This is a genomic window from Bacillus cereus group sp. Sample62, assembly GCF_036851315.1.
GTDB lineage: Bacteria > Bacillota > Bacilli > Bacillales > Bacillaceae_G > Bacillus_A > Bacillus_A wiedmannii.
In genome coordinates, this window is record NZ_JAFLPK010000001.1 from 438,869 (window position 1) to 453,713 (window position 14,845).

Here is a 14,845-nt window from a genome sequence, read left to right on the forward strand (position 1 = left end):
GGGGGATTTTACTATGTCACAACAAGTTACGATTTCATTTTCAGTAGTACCGCAAGCGAAGAACAAAGATGTGTATTCTGTTGTCGATAAAGCAATTGAAGTTGTACAACAATCAGGAGTTCGTTATGAAGTAGGGGCAATGGAAACAACGCTGGAAGGAGAATTAGATGTACTTCTTGATGTCATTAAACGTGCGCAACAAGCTTGTGTGGATGCTGGAGCAGAAGAAGTGATTACTTCTATTAAAATCCATTATCGTCCAAGCACTGGTGTAACGATAGATGAAAAGGTTTGGAAGTACCGTGATGAATATGCAAAACCAGAAGCAATCTAAAATAATTACAACAATTTGGCTTATCCTTCTCATAGCGATATGGGAAGGATCTGTTTCATTATTTAAAATTGAACCGTGGATTTTACCGAAGCCTTCTGCCATTGTTCAAGAATTAATTGGAATGAAAGATTTACTATTACCGAATACGATGCAAACGTTACAAGAGGTTCTAATCGGACTGTTTTTTGCGATTTTAATTGGGACAAGTATTGCAATTATTATGGATGTTATCCCTTTATTTCGTATTTTAATAAATCCGTTGCTTGTTATTTCGCAAACGATTCCAATCGTTGTACTTGCACCGTTATTTATTATTTGGTTTGGATATGGAATGTTACCGAAAGTAATGGTAGTAATACTCGTTTGTTTCTTCCCGATTGCGCTTAGTATTTTAGAAGGTTTTCAAACGGTAGATAAAAATATGCTGAAGTTGTTGCAAACGATGAAGGCAACGAAATGGCAAGTTTACCAGAAAGTAAAGTTTCCAGCAGTGCTTCCATACTTTTTCTCTGGTTTAAAAATTGCAGTTACATATAGCGTAATGGGAGCAATTATTGGGGAATGGCTCGGTGCCAGTGAAGGATTAGGAGTTATGCTTACGAGAGCTACAAAATCCTTTTTAACAGCCCGAGTATTTGGTGTGGCAGCAATTATTGTTATGGTGACATTATGTCTGTATTTTATCGTGGAGTTTATGGCAAGAATAACAGCACCATGGATATATAGAAAGGACGGCAGAAAATGAAAAAAGGTTTAAAAGTTATATTGGCTGCCTTATTAGCAGTAGGTGTGGCTGGATGTAATCCGGCGAAGAAAGAAGAAAGTGCAAGTAAAGATCAAAAAGTAAAAGTAGTATTAGATTGGTTTCCGAATACGAATCATACTGGCCTATATGTAGCGCAAGCGAAAGATTATTATAAAAAGCAAGGATTAGATGTAGAAATTATTCAGCCAGGTGATAATGTGACAGCGGAGCAAATGATAGCTTCCGGAAAAGCTGACTTCGCAATAAGCGCACAAGAAAATGTAACGTTGGCTCGTGTGGAAGGTATTCCTGTTGTATCTGTAGGAGCAATCATCCAACATAACACTTCAGCTTTTGCATCACTTAAAAAAGATAATATGATGTCACCAAAAGATTTTGAAGGTAAACGTTACGGCGGCTGGGGAGGACCAGCAGAAGAAGCAACGTTGAAGACAATCATGGAGAAGCATCAAGCTGATTTTAATAAAGTTGAAAAAATCATCTTAGGACAAACAGATTTCTTTAAATCAATCGGTCGTGATGCAGACTTTGAATGGATATATTACGGATGGGATGGAATTGAAGCGAAGCGCCAAGGAAAAGAGTTAAATACGATTATGGTGAAAGACTTAGACCCAGCGCTTGATTTCTATAGTCCTGTTATTATTACGAGTGAAAAACATACGAAGCAAGATAAAGATTTTGTGAAAAAGTTTATGAGTGCAACGACAGAAGGTTATAATTTTGCAATTAAAGAACCGAAAGAAGCTGCTGATATTTTAATTAAAGCAGTTCCAGATGTGAATAAAGAATTGGTACAAGAAAGTCAAAAATGGTTAAGTACGAAGTATCAAGATGATGCAAAAGCGTGGGGAGTACAGAAGGAAGAAGTTTGGACGAATTACATGAATTTCTTATATGATAACAAAGTTATTAAGAAGAAAATTGATGTGAAAGATGCCTTTACAAATGAGTTCCTTCCAAGTGAAAAATGAGTGGATTACAAATAAAAGAGATTGTAAAAGCTTTTGATGGAAAGAATGTATTAGCGAATATTAGTGCTTCTATACGAGAGGGAGAGTTCGTTTCCTTTGTAGGACCGAGTGGTTGCGGGAAAAGCACATTATTAAATATGATTGCAAATGTTGAAAACCCAACAAGTGGGAATGTAACGTATAAGGATAGGCACGTACAAGAGCAAGATGTTGTAAGTTATATGCCACAGCAGGATTTATTACTACCTTGGCGATCAGCTTTGCAAAATATAGTTCTTCCATTGGAAATCGAAGGGAAACCGAAAAAACAAAGGCTGACAGAGGGAATGGAAGCATTAAAGCAATTTGAATTAGATGAATATGCAGACCATTATCCAGATGAATTGTCTGGTGGTATGCGTCAAAGAATTAGTTTTTTGCGCACATATTTATGTGAAAAGCCAATTATGCTACTTGATGAGCCTTTTGGAAAATTAGATGCCTTTACAAAAATGGAAGTACATAGCTGGCTTTTAAACTCTTGGCACCAAGAGAAGCAAACAATCGTTATGGTTACACACGACTTAGATGAGGCAATTTTGCTTTCGGATCGCGTCTTTATTTTATCCCAAAGACCAGCATCAATAGTTGGTGAGGTACAAGTGAAATTACCTAGACCACGAACGATGGATATGTTAACATCACTTGAGTTAAAGAAGGATAAGGAAGAAATTTTGAGAGTATTAGCTCCTTATATGAAAAAATAGAAAAAGCTCTTACCAGATTTAAATATAATTGCTGGTAAGAGCTTTTTTATAGAACATGAAAAGAATGAGAAGGAACAAAAGAAAAAATAGAGAATAGAATATAACAGAGTAGTTTATACTCTTAATATAACAAATATTAAAGGAGTGAAAGGATAAAATGACTTTATCAACTGTTCTTCAAATGGTTTTAGCTTGATACGGGAGAAGTCTGCCCATTTTTAACGATTAAGCTAAATTGAAGACAGCAGGTAAAGAACCTTAATCCTTTTTTACGATAATATGTAATGGGTAAGGTGTATTCACCTTACCCATTTTTTATATGCACAATTAAATAAGGCTTTTTACTGTAGCTCTCTATTTAGCTTATGAACCATAAGTAGAGGAGAGAAAAAAATGAGTATATTAACAGTAGAAAATTTAAGTCATTCGTATGGTGAGAAAACCATTTTATATAATGCGTGTTTTCGACTATTAAAGGGCGAGCATGTTGGGTTAGTTGGGAAAAATGGAATTGGAAAGTCAACATTGTTAAGGATTTTAACAGGAGAACTTATACATGATGACGGAAACATTGAATGGTTTCCACATGTGAAGGTAGGTTTTTTACAGCAGCATATGGATTTACAAGAGGGGATAACAATTGAAGGATACTTACAAAGTGCATTTTCTAATTTGTATGGGATTGAATGCGAAATGTTAAAAATTGCTGAAGAAATGAATGGAGCAGGAGAAGTAGAAAAACTGTTAGTAAAGTATGGAGAATTACAAACTATATTGGAAAGCTCTAATTTCTATCAAATTCATACAGAAATTGAAGAAGTAGCAATCGGTTTAGGTTTATTTGAAATAGGGTTGAAAAAGGATGTTTCAAAGTTAAGTGGAGGACAGAGAACAAAGTTATTACTTGGGAAGCTCCTTTTAGAAAAAGCTGATGTTTTATTGCTAGATGAGCCAACAAACTATTTAGATACAGCTCATATAGAATGGTTGCAATCGTACTTGAGACTGTATGAAAAAGCTTATGTAATCATTTCACATGACGAAGTATTTTTGAACAGTATTACGAATGTTATTTATCATCTAGAAGAACGGAAAGTGAAGCGGTACGTAGGAAGTTATGAAAAATTTGTGCAAAGTTATCAATTGCAAAGGAAACAATTACAATCGGCGCATGCGAAACAACAAAAAGAAATTGCTCAGTTAGAAACATTTATTCAAAAAAATAAAATTAGAAAAGCGAAACAGGCCAAAAGTCGAGAGAAAGTATTGGAGAAAATGCAAAGGATTGAAAAGGTTAATCATGTACCTCGATCCCGTTTTGATTTCAATATTTATGAGGAGCCAGTTAGTCGCATATTACAGGCTGAAAAATTAAGGATAGGATATAGTTCTCCGTTATTTCCAGAATTGAATTTACAAGTAAAAAAAGGAGAAAAGATAGCGATTGTGGGTCATAATGGAATTGGAAAAACGACAATGTTAAAAACGTTATTAGGTCAAATAAAGCCGCTAAGCGGTTCAATTTCTGTTGGAGAACGAGTAAATCCTGCTTATTTTGCACAGGAAGAGTTTGCTTCAGAAACAACACCATTAGAAAAAGTTTGGGCAGAACGACCAGATATGACAAAGAAAGAAGTACGCCAAGCATTAGCAAAGTGTGGATTGAAAGAAGAACATGTATTAAAACCTATTCGTTTATTAAGCGGCGGGGAACAAACGAAAGTACGTTTATGTGAACTTATCGTAACGAAAAGCAATGTTTTAATTTTAGATGAGCCGACTAATCATTTGGATATAGAAACAAAGAAGTCTTTGCAGGAAGCGTTACAACAATATAAAGGAACAGTTTTACTTGTCTCACACGAGCCTTCTTTCTATGAAGCATGGATAACAAAAGTATGGAATATAGAAGAGTGGGATGCTGAACGATATGAATAAAGAAAAGGCATTAGCTTGTATAAGCTAATGCCTTTTCTTTGTGATTAACATGATTTTCGAGAACTCTTACATGAGAATTGTATGAAGAAGCACTCTTATGGTGCGCTTATAAGCGTGCTTTTTCTTATGTTATGTTTATATTTAGATGCCTTTCCCTAACAGGCGACTATCTTTCTTTATATATATAGATAGTTTGAAATGGAATAAAAATAATTCCTATATGTAAAGGATAATGTGATTAGTATAGGAAGACAATAGAAATTAAAGGGAATTCATGTAAAATTCAGATGAACTTCACATGAACTTCATATTAGAAATTAAATATAATTATAATAGGTTATTATAATATCGATTTGTGATTTTTCATAAAATTAAAAGTTTGAATTTAGGATAGAGCACTCAAACCTAAATTCAAACTTTAGTGAAATAATTAATGGAGGTTACGTTTAGTTTTCGCTAATAGATGCATTTAAAAGTTCGGCAGGATTGCCTGTTCCTGCCCCTCCGATTGTAATCGATCCGCCAGGAGGAATTTCACCATTCCATCCTGCATTCGTAATTACGTAATGATTATTTATTTTACTACTAATTTTAGAATCCCAAACTTGTGTTAAATTGCCGTTATAATCAAATTCTAATTTCCAGTTTTTAATAGGGGTCGTTCCGCTATTTTTAATTACAATCGAGAAGTTGTAACCACTTCCCCAGTTTGAAGTGACTGAAAAGGTAGCATTGCTATTTCCACCAGGAGGTGTTGTGTTAGTATCTTCTGTTTTTACAAGAATGGAAGTAGGCTGTGATTTATTCCCAGCAGCATCCTTTGCTAATACTGAAAAGGTGTATTCTGTATTAGGTTTTAAGTTTTTAATTGTAATACTATTTGTTGTTGTACTCCATTTCTCTTCTCCGGCAGTAATTTCATATTCAGTAACTCCTACGTTATCAGTAGATGCAATCCAGTTTAATTGAACTGAGTTTGAATTTTTATTTGTAACAGCAGTATTTTTTACGTTTGTTGGTGGTTCAGTATCTTTTTGAGTAATAGGTCCACCAAGTAACTCTTTTACTAACGTATCAAGTAATTTTGGCCCACTACAACTATATTTTGGACTTGTACGGCAATCCCCGCTTAGTTCCCAAAACATTGCGCCACTTAAACCCTTTGTCTTTATATAGTCTGTTTTATATTTCATAGATTCGTTGTCATCATAGCTAATAAACGTGCCTGTAGTCGCATTATATAAATAAGGTACTTTCGCTACATCGTTCCAGTGGCGAACAAAACCATTTTTATTAACATAATTAGCTGCTAAATCACCATAATCGTACACACCTGTGTCACCGGTAGAATAATCATCCCAAGTACCTTTAGAAGCGAGCTTTCCGTCACTACCTGGTTTACAAGGTTGGTATTGCCCATTATTTTCTTTTCCGCAACTTTTCCATCCACGTCCGTAAAAAGGTACACCTAATACGAGTTTATCCGCTGGAACCCCTTCATTTGTATAAATGTCTATCGCACCATCTACGTAAAATTTCGTATCCGCTGCTGGGTCATTTGGATCTTTGTATAGTGCTGCATTATGGTTAGAAGTAGCTTCCCAGCCACCGTGGAAATCATATGTCATAATATTAATCCAATCCAGTATTTGAGAGATTTTCTTTAGCTCTGTATGATCCGCATAACGTTGGCTTGCACCTGACGCGATTGTTAGTAAATATTGTTTCCCATCTTCTGCAGTAGCTTTCGTTAATGCATTTCGAACATCTTGAAGGAGTAGGGTGAAGTTTTGTTTATCTTCAGGACGATAACTACCACCAGGAATCGTTTCAACACCCGGGTATTCCCAGTCTAAATCAACGCCGTCAAATCCATATTCGCGAAGAAAAGCTACTGTAGATTCAGCGAATATTTTTCTTGTTTTTTCATCAGCGGCCATATCAGAAAAACGGTTAGACCAAGTCCAGCCACCAACGGAAATAATTGTTTTTAAGTGAGGATACTTAGCTTTTAATCGTTTCAGTTCTCCGAAATTTCCACAACGGGCGTATTTATCACAATCTTCCCAAGTTGTACCTGATCCTGGATAAGATTTTGTGACATCAGCCCACGGTTCACCGAGTACGAGAGTGCCATTAGGAACCTCTTTATTTTGCAGTGGTACACCAGACTCTTTACAGTTCCACGTTTGTTTATTTGGATTATCGGGGTGAGTAGAAGGGTTTCCATGTTTTCCATTCCAGCAAATATCAGCGAAAGCATAGTTTAAATGAGTTAGCTTTGATGCATCAATGTCTGCAACTTGATAATTACGTCCGTAAATGCCCCATGAAGGAAAATACCCAACAATTTTTTGACCTTGCTTTGGTGAATCTGCTAATGCAACATTTGGAGTAATAAAGTTTGTGAGAAAAAGAGGTAAAAAGAGTAGTAGGGATAGTAATAGCAGTGTGAATTTTTTTGAGCTCATAGTCATTTCTCCTTTCAAAAATAAAAGATATATTTAAAGGCATGCGCCAATAAACCAAAGTGAATCTAGACGTATGAAACGTCTAGATAAAGTGAAACTTTAATCAGTGGGTGGGCCTCATCCACCACTGATTATTAGTTGAACCAATCGGACTTTTATGGGCAGTTGATTCCCCACCTAACTTCTTTGCTTTCGCTAAATTTTGAGGTGGGGGTCTTACTGCCCATTAAAGCGGGATAAAAATGATCAGACATCACGAAGTCTATACAAGGGAGCTGGGGGTGATTAAATCGTAGCAAATGTAAGATTTGGTGTAAACGCTTTATTTAATTCGCAAAGATTTTCTCAATATGAAATGGCTCTAATACAGACTACACATGAAAATAAAATATTGATTAGGGAGGAAAAGGCTCCTTGTAATTAAATTTGAGAAAAAATTGTATAAAGTCAATTTGTAATAGCGTAGCAAGATGAGAAAATATCATGTAAAATAATAGTAAAAATATGTAAAGGAGCGAATGGTGTGGATGTCTTTTTGAACATTGCTGAAGAAAAAATTCGACAAGCAATACGGAATGGAGACCTTGATCATATTCCGGGAAAAGGAAAACCACTACAATTAGAAGACCTTTCAATGGTACCTCCAGAACTTAGAATGAGTTATAAAATCTTAAAAAATGCGGGTATGATTCCACCAGAAATGGAACTACAAAAAGATATATTAAAAATAGAAGACTTAATTGCGTGCTGTTATGATGAAGTAGAGAAAAAAGAATTACAAGAAGAGTTAACAGCAAAAACGCTGCGTTTTCAACAGGTAATGGAAAAGAGAAAGATTAAAGATAGTTCAGCTTTTCGTATGTATCAGGGTAAAGTATTTCGTAAATTACGCTAAGAGGGATAAGATGAATACATTTGAAACGATAGAAGAATTAGCGACATATATTGAAGGACAACAATTAGTACTGCTGTTTATTAAAACGGAAAATTGTGGTGTTTGTGATGTTATGTTAAGAAAAGTAAATTGCGTATTAGAGAATTATGATTACGTAGAGAAAGTAGAAATATTACTACAAGACATGCAAGAGATCGCGGGGCGATATGCAGTATTTACAGGACCAACAGTTTTATTATTTTATAATGGAAAAGAGATCCTTCGTGAATCGCGCTTCATTTCACTTGAAAATTTAGAGAGAACCATTCAATTATTCGAAGATTAAGGGAGGCTTTTATATGGAATTTATTATTGTCATACTATTATTTGTTGTAGTTGGAACGATCGTAACAGCAGTTCGATCAAACAAAAAGAAGGTAAATCTTACGAAACAAAATAACATTCATAATTCATCCAACAGCTCATCACCATTATTTTTCTTTGCTGGATCGGATAATGATAGCTCACACGATGGAGGTTCACATGATTGCGGAGGTTCTTTTGGTGGAGATAGTGGAGGTAGTTGCGGCGGTGGAGGCGGTGACTGATGAGAATACGCCCTATAAGGGGCGTATTTCTTTTTAAACAAACGTTTGATTAGTTGGCTTACATATGCATAAAAACAGTTAAACAAACGTTTGATTAAATATTTTTAACATGCTAGGGGAAATGAAAAGAGGACCGTATTTCTTACTAAATTAGGATTTAAATTTGGAATAATACATATGATTCGAATGTGGTTTGAAAGTACGTTTTCTTAAATAAGGAGTATAGCCTCTTGCGATAGAGGTTTTTTATTTGTTATCATTAGACTGAACGGTCGGTTTAAAGAGGTGTGAATATGAGAAGAAGCGCAGAAGAGATAAAGAAAGAAATTGCATATAAAGCAGAAAGTCTGTTTTCACAGAAGGGTTATGCAGCTACATCTATGGAAGAGATTTGTGAAATTACAGAGCGAAGTAAAGGAAGCATTTATTATCACTTTAAAAGTAAAGAAGAATTATTTTTATTTGTAGTGAAACAGCATACGTATGATTGGCTTGAAAAATGGAATGAAAAAGAGAAGTTGTATAGTACGAATACTGAAAAACTATATGGTCTCGCGGAATATCATGTCGAGGACATACAGCAACCAATTTCAAATGCAATAGAGGAATTCTCTATGAGCCAAGTTGTAAGTAAAGAGATTTTGGATGAACTATTGGCTTTAACTAGAGAATCATATGTTATGTTTGAGAAACTAATTGAAGCAGGCATACAGTCTGGAGAGTTTCGTGAAGATAATACGCGCGACCTTATGTATATTGTGAATGGATTATTATCAGGGCTTGGAGTACTTTACTACGAGTTAGATTATAAAGAGCTGCAACGTATTTATAAAAAGGCAATAGATGTATTGTTAAAAGGAATGGCAGCTGAATAATAAGTCAGTTGCTTTTCTTACAAAATAATTTAGACCGAACGGTCGGTTTATGAAAGGGGAATGAAAATGAACGCTTTATTTAAAAACCGAGCATTTATGCTCGTTATGGCATCTGATATTTTACAACAATTTGCAATTTGGATCAGAAATATGGCTCTTTTATATTTCATAATGGAACGAACGAATAATGATCCAGTTTCCGTTTCATTGTTATCGGTTATGGAATATGCACCTATTTTTATTTTTTCGTTTATCGGTGGTGCGCTAGCTGATCGCTGGAATCCGAAAAGAACGATGGTTGCTGGAGATGTATTAAGTGTACTGTCTATTGTAGGAATTGTCTTATTGCTAAAGCTGGATTATTGGCAGGCTATTTTTTTTGCAACACTCATTTCCGCGATTGTAGGTCAGTTTTCTCAGCCATCATCTTCGCGTATATTTAAACGCTATGTAAAAGAAGAACAGGTAGCAAATGCAATTGCATTTAACCAAACATTACAGTCATTATTTATGATTTTTGGACCAGTGGTAGGATCGCTTGTGTATACACAACTTGGTTTATTTACGTCACTATATAGCTTAATCATTTTATTTTTGTTATCTGCTATCGCTCTTTCGTTTTTACCAAAATGGGTGGAACAAGAGCAAGTGGCGAGAGATTCATTAAAAAATGATATAAAAGAAGGTTGGAAATACGTTCTTCATACGAAAAATTTACGTATGATTACGATCACTTTCACCGTTATGGGCTTAGCTGTTGGACTAACGAATCCATTAGAGGTATTTCTTGTAATAGAGCGCCTTGGAATGGAAAAGGAAGCAGTTCAATATTTAGCCGCAGCTGATGGAATCGGTATGTTAATCGGTGGTATTGTTGCTGCAGTTTTCGCTTCAAAAGTGAACCCGAAAAAGATGTTTGTATTCGGTATGAGCATATTAGCAATGTCATTTTTAGTAGAAGGGCTATCTACATCATTTTGGATTACTAGTTTCATGAGGTTTGGAACAGGTATTTGTTTAGCTTGTGTTAATATCGTTGTCGGTACGCTTATGATTCAACTTGTACCAGAAAATATGATTGGAAGAGTAAATGGAACAATTTTACCACTGTTTATGGGAGCAATGTTAATCGGAACTTCACTAGCTGGAGGATTGAAGGAGATGACCTCACTAGTTACTGTATTTTGTATGGCAATGGCACTTATTTTATTTGCGATAGGGCCAGTTCTACGCATGCAAATAAATAAAGAAGATGTCGCTAATAAAGAGGAACTAACAAATTCGTTAGCTTCGAAATAACCATTGTAAGGGAGCAGGATTGCTCCTTTTTCTTGTGGCAATCTTTTGACAATGAAATGCCCCAACTATATACTGATGATGTAAAAACGATTTTACAGGTTAGGAGAAATGGTGTGAAAAATCAAATCTATGAATTACGCACTGAAAATAATATTTCACAAGGTGCATTGGCTGATAAGTGTAAAGTTTCTAGACAGACGATAAATGCAATTGAGAATAATAAATATGATCCAAGCTTAGCGTTAGCATTCCGTTTAGCTGAAGTATTAGGAACAACTGTTGATAAACTATTTTTGTACAAGCTGTAGGGGGAGTAGTTGTTGGGGAAAGAGAAAATAAGCCTTGTAGTTACGGCATTAGTAGCTATAAGTACGTTAGTGTTTGCACTTTATTATTGGTTAACTGAACTTCAAGTAAACTGGTATGCACTATTTATTTGTAGCATCGCATTACATTATATGTTTAAAAGTTTGGCATCGCATAATGTGGAAGGGATAACGGAGGAGAAAGAAGATGTAGAAAAACATGTATTAAAAACAAGTGCAAATGTTACGTATTATGTACTTGTTGTATTAATTTTTGGTTTGTTTTTCGCATCGGTAGGTTTTAATAAATGGATTGATTTTCATAACATACCGCTTTTGTTTGCGTTATGCGCTGCGATAGTTGTAAAGCCGGCTGTAGAATTTTTAATTGTAAGACGTTATCGCTAAAAATAAAGAAAAAGATCCTCTTCTCATGCGAAGAGGATCTTTTTCTTATAGCGTTTTAGTTTTTGGACTAGGTGGTGTAACGGATTTATCATTTTCGGGAACTCTAGTTAGTAAGAATCCACCGATAACGAACAGTACAATAATACTAAGGACACCAGCGTTTGTTTTTCCCGTTAATTGCGTTGTAACACCGACTAATACGGGACCCATAATTGCCGCGAATTTACCAAAGATATTATAAAATCCGAAGAATTCATTTGCAGATTCTTTTGGTACTAGTTTTGCAAAATAGGAACGACTAAGTGCTTGAATACCACCTTGAGAAGTGGCAACTAACATTGCTAAAATCCAGAAATCGAGTGTCGTTTTTAAGAAATAAGCATATATGCAGATAATGATATAAATAATAATACCGACGTATAGCATTTTTTTACCTGTAAATGTTTCTGATAACTTTCCGTATAATAAGGCGAATGGACAAGCTACAATTTGTGTGACAAATAAGATGATTAATAGATTCGTTGCACTAATACCGAGATCTGTTCCGTAAGCGGTAGACATAGTAATAATTGTATCGACCCCGTCAATGTAGAAGAAGTAAGCGATTAGGAACATAAATACAGTTTTATATTCTTTAATATTTTTAAAAGTATCAGCAAGACGTTTGAAGCTCATTGCAATTGGTCTTGGATGACGTTCAATATAATGTGTTTGTTCTACATTTTTTAGCATTGGAATTGTAAATAATCCCCACCAAAGAGCTGTTATTGCGAACGAAATTTGACTAGCAATGCCGACTGATAAAGGGATAGTTCCTTTTTGAGCAAGGATAATAAGAGCGATACAACCGATAAAAGGAATTGTGCTCCCAATATAACCTAATGCAAAGCCTCTTGTAGAAATTCGGTCCATTCTATCTTTAGAGGTAACATCTACTAAAAATGCATCATAAAAAATGTTTGCTCCCGCAAAACCGACTAATGCGAGCATATAGCAGCCTAATAATAAGTACCACTGAGACGTTGGGACGACTGCTAGCATACTTGTAAATACGATACCGAGTCCAAAGAAGAATGTGAAAAATCGTTTTTTAAATCCTTTATAATCAGCAACTGTGCCGAGAATAGGAGCAAGTATAGAAATTAAAAGTGTAGCAAAAGAGTTTGCATATCCCCAATATGCCGTTGAAGTTGCACCAGATAGTCCGGCTTCTTTTGCAGCTGCTTTAAAGTAAATTGGAAATAATGCAGTGGTAATGACGAGCGAATATACCGAATTCGCCCAATCGTATAATATCCAGCTTTTTTCTTGTCTGGACATTTTTTTCATATAATGTTCCCCCTTAAATTTGTTCTACTAACAGTGTACAAAAATAAAAATTATAAAAAGAGAAACAGTGATGATTTTTACATAACTTTTACATATATACACAGTTCTTTACAATTGAAGTAAATCCTCTACAATTGATCCGTCTGTTTCACCTAAGTGTAAACCGAGTAGTCTAGCGATAGTTGGACCTTCATCAATAAGTCTCATATACGGAATGGTAACGCCGCTTTTTATCCCTTTCCCAGCAGCGATAAAAATTGTTTCATAGTTAGGTTTTGTTGGAGAGTATCCATGCGTACCAAATGTATATTTTTTACTAGGCGTAACATCTTTTTCAGTAATTTCTTTTATAAAATCGCCTGTATAGTTTTCAGTGAAATAATATCCTTCTTGTGCTTCCAACATAAATAAACAATTACCATCTGCACCGCAGTCTTTTGCAGCTTCATCATGAAGCATAAATTCAATACCGTTTTGTTTATTTTGAAGTAACTCTTCAAGTAGTAGTTGTACTTTTCGAATTGTATCCGTATCATTTTTGTCCTTCACATATACATAGGCAGAGCCGTCGCAACTTTGGCAATAGACCTTCCAGTCTACTAATTTTCCTTTTGAATTTATAGATATAAGCCCTTTTTGATAAAATAGTACATTTAATTGGATGGCTTTGTTTTCACTTAAGGCGCTATGATCACCGAGAGCGATAATTGTACTTTCTTCGTATAGGTCACTGTCTTTTAAAGCTTGAATAATTTTTCCTAGCCGTTCATCATGTCTATGGATAGCAGCTATTGTTTCGTTAGATTCAAAGCCGTGATAGTGTCTTTGAGTGTCTAAATCGGTGAAATGTACAAACATGACATTAGGCTTCTTCGTCTGGATTGTATGCACAGCAGAAGCAAGTACGAAATCATCGAGTCCAGGCTGTGATAAGCCATTTCTTATATGACCAAAACGCTGATTCAAATCTAATTGATATAGCGGGCTACCGCTAAATAATGAAACTAAGATTTGATTTTGCCACGGTCTATTTGGAAAAATTTCAGGTAAATTGTAATCAATATTTGCTCTGCCGGTAACAGGCCATAGAAGGGCAGCTGTCGTTAAATTTGCTTTATGTGCTTCATCGTATAACGTTGTTCCTTTAATGGATTTTCGGTACCAATGCCAATCTGGTGACTCGCGTCCAGGTTGAAGTAACGTATTGCTAACTACGCCATGTTTATTAGGGTAGTTTCCAGTAACGATTGTTGAGTGACTTGGATATGTTACAGAAGGATAAATAGGTTCCACTTTTCTCGCCATCGCGCCCTTATTTATTAATGTTTGGAAATTAGGAAGTTTTTGTAATATAGGAAAATCTAAAGCTGATAAGCAATCGAAAGATAAAATAATGACGTGATTTGTTAATGCTTTATCCATAAAGTTCCCTCCTGATTATATAAAACCTATTCTTATATATTACTATTAATACCTAGTAATAAAAATATATTTCTAGGTAAAAATTTATTATTTATTTTCAGAAAAATTAAACATATAATTAAGTATAAGGGAATGAATGGGAGGAGGGAATACTATGGATTGGCTAGATGGATTTAGTATCTTTTACATCATTGGCGGAATTACGATTATCCTTGTATTTGCTATTTCGTATTTACTAAAGAAACGGTTTCCAAACAAACAGTTCGATATTATATTTGCACTTAGTTTAATACTTCTTTGCTTAGCATCCTTTCCGATTACAATGATGGTGATTGGTGGATGGGAAGGAATGGGATATGGATTTATTGGTTTCTTCGTTCTACTTGGTACACTTATCGGTATGATTGCACATCAACTGGTAAAAATCTCGCGAAAAAGCTACGTATAAAACTGCAGAAAATGAAAAGAATATATAAAAATGAGAAAATTAGCTATT

The 14,845-nt window shown here is 35.1% G+C and carries 16 protein-coding genes and 1 pseudogene; 14 read left to right on the top strand and 3 right to left on the bottom strand.

The window, feature by feature from the left end; translation table 11 throughout:
* The first annotated feature begins 13 nt into the window (after positions 1–13).
* From J0835_RS02235 to J0835_RS02255, 5 genes are all read left to right on the top strand, one after another.
* The gene (locus J0835_RS02235) at positions 14–334 is read left to right on the top strand and encodes an MTH1187 family thiamine-binding protein (protein WP_000082898.1); all 321 of its coding nucleotides are present in this window, start codon (positions 14–16) and stop codon (positions 332–334) included.
* The gene (locus tag J0835_RS02240) at positions 306–1,079 is read left to right on the top strand and encodes an ABC transporter permease (protein ID WP_001057159.1); all 774 of its coding nucleotides are present in this window, start codon (positions 306–308) and stop codon (positions 1,077–1,079) included. Before J0835_RS02235 ends, J0835_RS02240 begins: the two co-directional genes overlap by 29 nt.
* Positions 1,076–2,074 carry an ABC transporter substrate-binding protein gene (locus J0835_RS02245; RefSeq protein WP_087979289.1) on the top strand — a complete coding sequence of 333 codons (999 nt, stop codon included), beginning with the start codon at positions 1,076–1,078 and terminating at the stop codon, positions 2,072–2,074. Before J0835_RS02240 ends, J0835_RS02245 begins: the two co-directional genes overlap by 4 nt.
* Entirely contained in the window at positions 2,071–2,820 is a 750-nt protein-coding gene (locus tag J0835_RS02250; RefSeq protein WP_000016074.1) for an ABC transporter ATP-binding protein, read from the top strand. The genes J0835_RS02245 and J0835_RS02250 overlap by 4 nt, the downstream gene beginning before the upstream one ends.
* Positions 2,821–3,213: 393 nt before the next feature.
* A complete protein-coding gene (locus tag J0835_RS02255; RefSeq protein ID WP_087979290.1) occupies positions 3,214–4,758 on the top strand; it encodes an ABC-F family ATP-binding cassette domain-containing protein in 1,545 nt (514 codons plus the stop codon).
* Positions 4,759–5,204: 446 nt separating this feature from the next.
* Here the strand turns inward: J0835_RS02255 and J0835_RS02260 are convergent, their stop codons facing one another.
* The gene (locus tag J0835_RS02260) at positions 5,205–7,229 is read right to left on the bottom strand and encodes a glycosyl hydrolase family 18 protein (RefSeq protein ID WP_087979291.1); all 2,025 of its coding nucleotides are present in this window, start codon (positions 7,227–7,229) and stop codon (positions 5,205–5,207) included.
* A 523-nt stretch (positions 7,230–7,752) separates the two neighbouring features.
* Here J0835_RS02260 and J0835_RS02265 point away from each other — a divergent pair.
* The 8 genes and pseudogenes from J0835_RS02265 to J0835_RS02300 all read left to right on the top strand — a co-directional run bounded on the left by J0835_RS02265 (position 7,753) and on the right by J0835_RS02300 (position 11,598).
* Positions 7,753–8,124, top strand: a complete 372-nt coding sequence (locus J0835_RS02265; RefSeq protein WP_087979292.1) for a J-domain-containing protein — start codon at positions 7,753–7,755, stop codon at positions 8,122–8,124.
* Between the two features lie 10 nt (positions 8,125–8,134).
* A complete protein-coding gene (locus tag J0835_RS02270) occupies positions 8,135–8,449 on the top strand; it encodes a thioredoxin family protein (RefSeq protein WP_002063639.1) in 315 nt (104 codons plus the stop codon).
* Between the two features lie 13 nt (positions 8,450–8,462).
* On the top strand, positions 8,463–8,711 hold the full coding sequence (locus J0835_RS02275) for a hypothetical protein (RefSeq protein ID WP_087979293.1): 249 nt from the start codon (positions 8,463–8,465) through the stop codon (positions 8,709–8,711).
* A 135-nt stretch (positions 8,712–8,846) separates the two neighbouring features.
* Positions 8,847–8,924 (top strand): annotated as a pseudogene (locus tag J0835_RS02280) (histidine kinase); the annotation flags it as partial.
* An 80-nt stretch (positions 8,925–9,004) separates the two neighbouring features.
* Complete coding sequence (locus tag J0835_RS02285; protein WP_001254436.1) at positions 9,005–9,586, top strand: TetR/AcrR family transcriptional regulator; 582 nt, start codon at positions 9,005–9,007, stop codon at positions 9,584–9,586.
* 66 nt (positions 9,587–9,652) lie between these two features.
* On the top strand, positions 9,653–10,885 hold the full coding sequence (locus J0835_RS02290; protein WP_087979294.1) for an MFS transporter: 1,233 nt from the start codon (positions 9,653–9,655) through the stop codon (positions 10,883–10,885).
* A 56-nt stretch (positions 10,886–10,941) separates the two neighbouring features.
* Positions 10,942–11,193 carry a helix-turn-helix transcriptional regulator gene (locus J0835_RS02295; RefSeq protein WP_002070345.1) on the top strand — a complete coding sequence of 84 codons (252 nt, stop codon included), beginning with the start codon at positions 10,942–10,944 and terminating at the stop codon, positions 11,191–11,193.
* A gap of 12 nt (positions 11,194–11,205) precedes the next feature.
* Positions 11,206–11,598 carry a hypothetical protein gene (locus J0835_RS02300; RefSeq protein WP_087979295.1) on the top strand — a complete coding sequence of 131 codons (393 nt, stop codon included), beginning with the start codon at positions 11,206–11,208 and terminating at the stop codon, positions 11,596–11,598.
* Positions 11,599–11,643: 45 nt separating this feature from the next.
* Here the strand turns inward: J0835_RS02300 and J0835_RS02305 are convergent, their stop codons facing one another.
* Both J0835_RS02305 and J0835_RS02310 read right to left on the bottom strand, forming a co-directional pair.
* Positions 11,644–12,927, bottom strand: coding sequence for an MFS transporter (locus J0835_RS02305; protein WP_087979296.1), 1,284 nt, complete (start codon positions 12,925–12,927; stop codon positions 11,644–11,646).
* Between the two features lie 108 nt (positions 12,928–13,035).
* Complete coding sequence (locus tag J0835_RS02310; RefSeq protein ID WP_087979297.1) at positions 13,036–14,349, bottom strand: alkaline phosphatase family protein; 1,314 nt, start codon at positions 14,347–14,349, stop codon at positions 13,036–13,038.
* A gap of 154 nt (positions 14,350–14,503) precedes the next feature.
* On the opposite strand from J0835_RS02310, the gene J0835_RS02315 reads away from it, so the two are divergent.
* Positions 14,504–14,797, top strand: a complete 294-nt coding sequence (locus J0835_RS02315; RefSeq protein WP_140386652.1) for a YesK-like family protein — start codon at positions 14,504–14,506, stop codon at positions 14,795–14,797.
* The last annotated feature ends 48 nt before the right edge of the window (positions 14,798–14,845 follow it).

Excerpts from the sequence above, each read along its gene's own strand:
- J0835_RS02235 (WP_000082898.1), top strand. The coding sequence starts at position 14 with ATGTCACAACAAGTTACGATTTCATTTTCAGTAGTACCGCAAGCGAAG.
- J0835_RS02290 (WP_087979294.1), top strand. The coding sequence starts at position 9,653 with ATGAACGCTTTATTTAAAAACCGAGCATTTATGCTCGTTATGGCATCT.
- J0835_RS02260 (WP_087979291.1), bottom strand. The coding sequence starts at position 7,229 with ATGAGCTCAAAAAAATTCACACTGCTATTACTATCCCTACTACTCTTT.
- J0835_RS02285 (WP_001254436.1), top strand. The coding sequence starts at position 9,005 with ATGAGAAGAAGCGCAGAAGAGATAAAGAAAGAAATTGCATATAAAGCA.
- J0835_RS02255 (WP_087979290.1), top strand. The coding sequence starts at position 3,214 with ATGAGTATATTAACAGTAGAAAATTTAAGTCATTCGTATGGTGAGAAA.
- J0835_RS02250 (WP_000016074.1), top strand. The coding sequence starts at position 2,071 with ATGAGTGGATTACAAATAAAAGAGATTGTAAAAGCTTTTGATGGAAAG.
- J0835_RS02305 (WP_087979296.1), bottom strand. The coding sequence starts at position 12,927 with ATGAAAAAAATGTCCAGACAAGAAAAAAGCTGGATATTATACGATTGG.
- J0835_RS02310 (WP_087979297.1), bottom strand. The coding sequence starts at position 14,349 with ATGGATAAAGCATTAACAAATCACGTCATTATTTTATCTTTCGATTGC.
- J0835_RS02315 (WP_140386652.1), top strand. The coding sequence starts at position 14,504 with ATGGATTGGCTAGATGGATTTAGTATCTTTTACATCATTGGCGGAATT.
- J0835_RS02245 (WP_087979289.1), top strand. The coding sequence starts at position 1,076 with ATGAAAAAAGGTTTAAAAGTTATATTGGCTGCCTTATTAGCAGTAGGT.
- J0835_RS02275 (WP_087979293.1), top strand. The coding sequence starts at position 8,463 with ATGGAATTTATTATTGTCATACTATTATTTGTTGTAGTTGGAACGATC.
- J0835_RS02295 (WP_002070345.1), top strand. The coding sequence starts at position 10,942 with ATGCCCCAACTATATACTGATGATGTAAAAACGATTTTACAGGTTAGG.
- J0835_RS02270 (WP_002063639.1), top strand. The coding sequence starts at position 8,135 with ATGAATACATTTGAAACGATAGAAGAATTAGCGACATATATTGAAGGA.
- J0835_RS02240 (WP_001057159.1), top strand. The coding sequence starts at position 306 with ATGAATATGCAAAACCAGAAGCAATCTAAAATAATTACAACAATTTGG.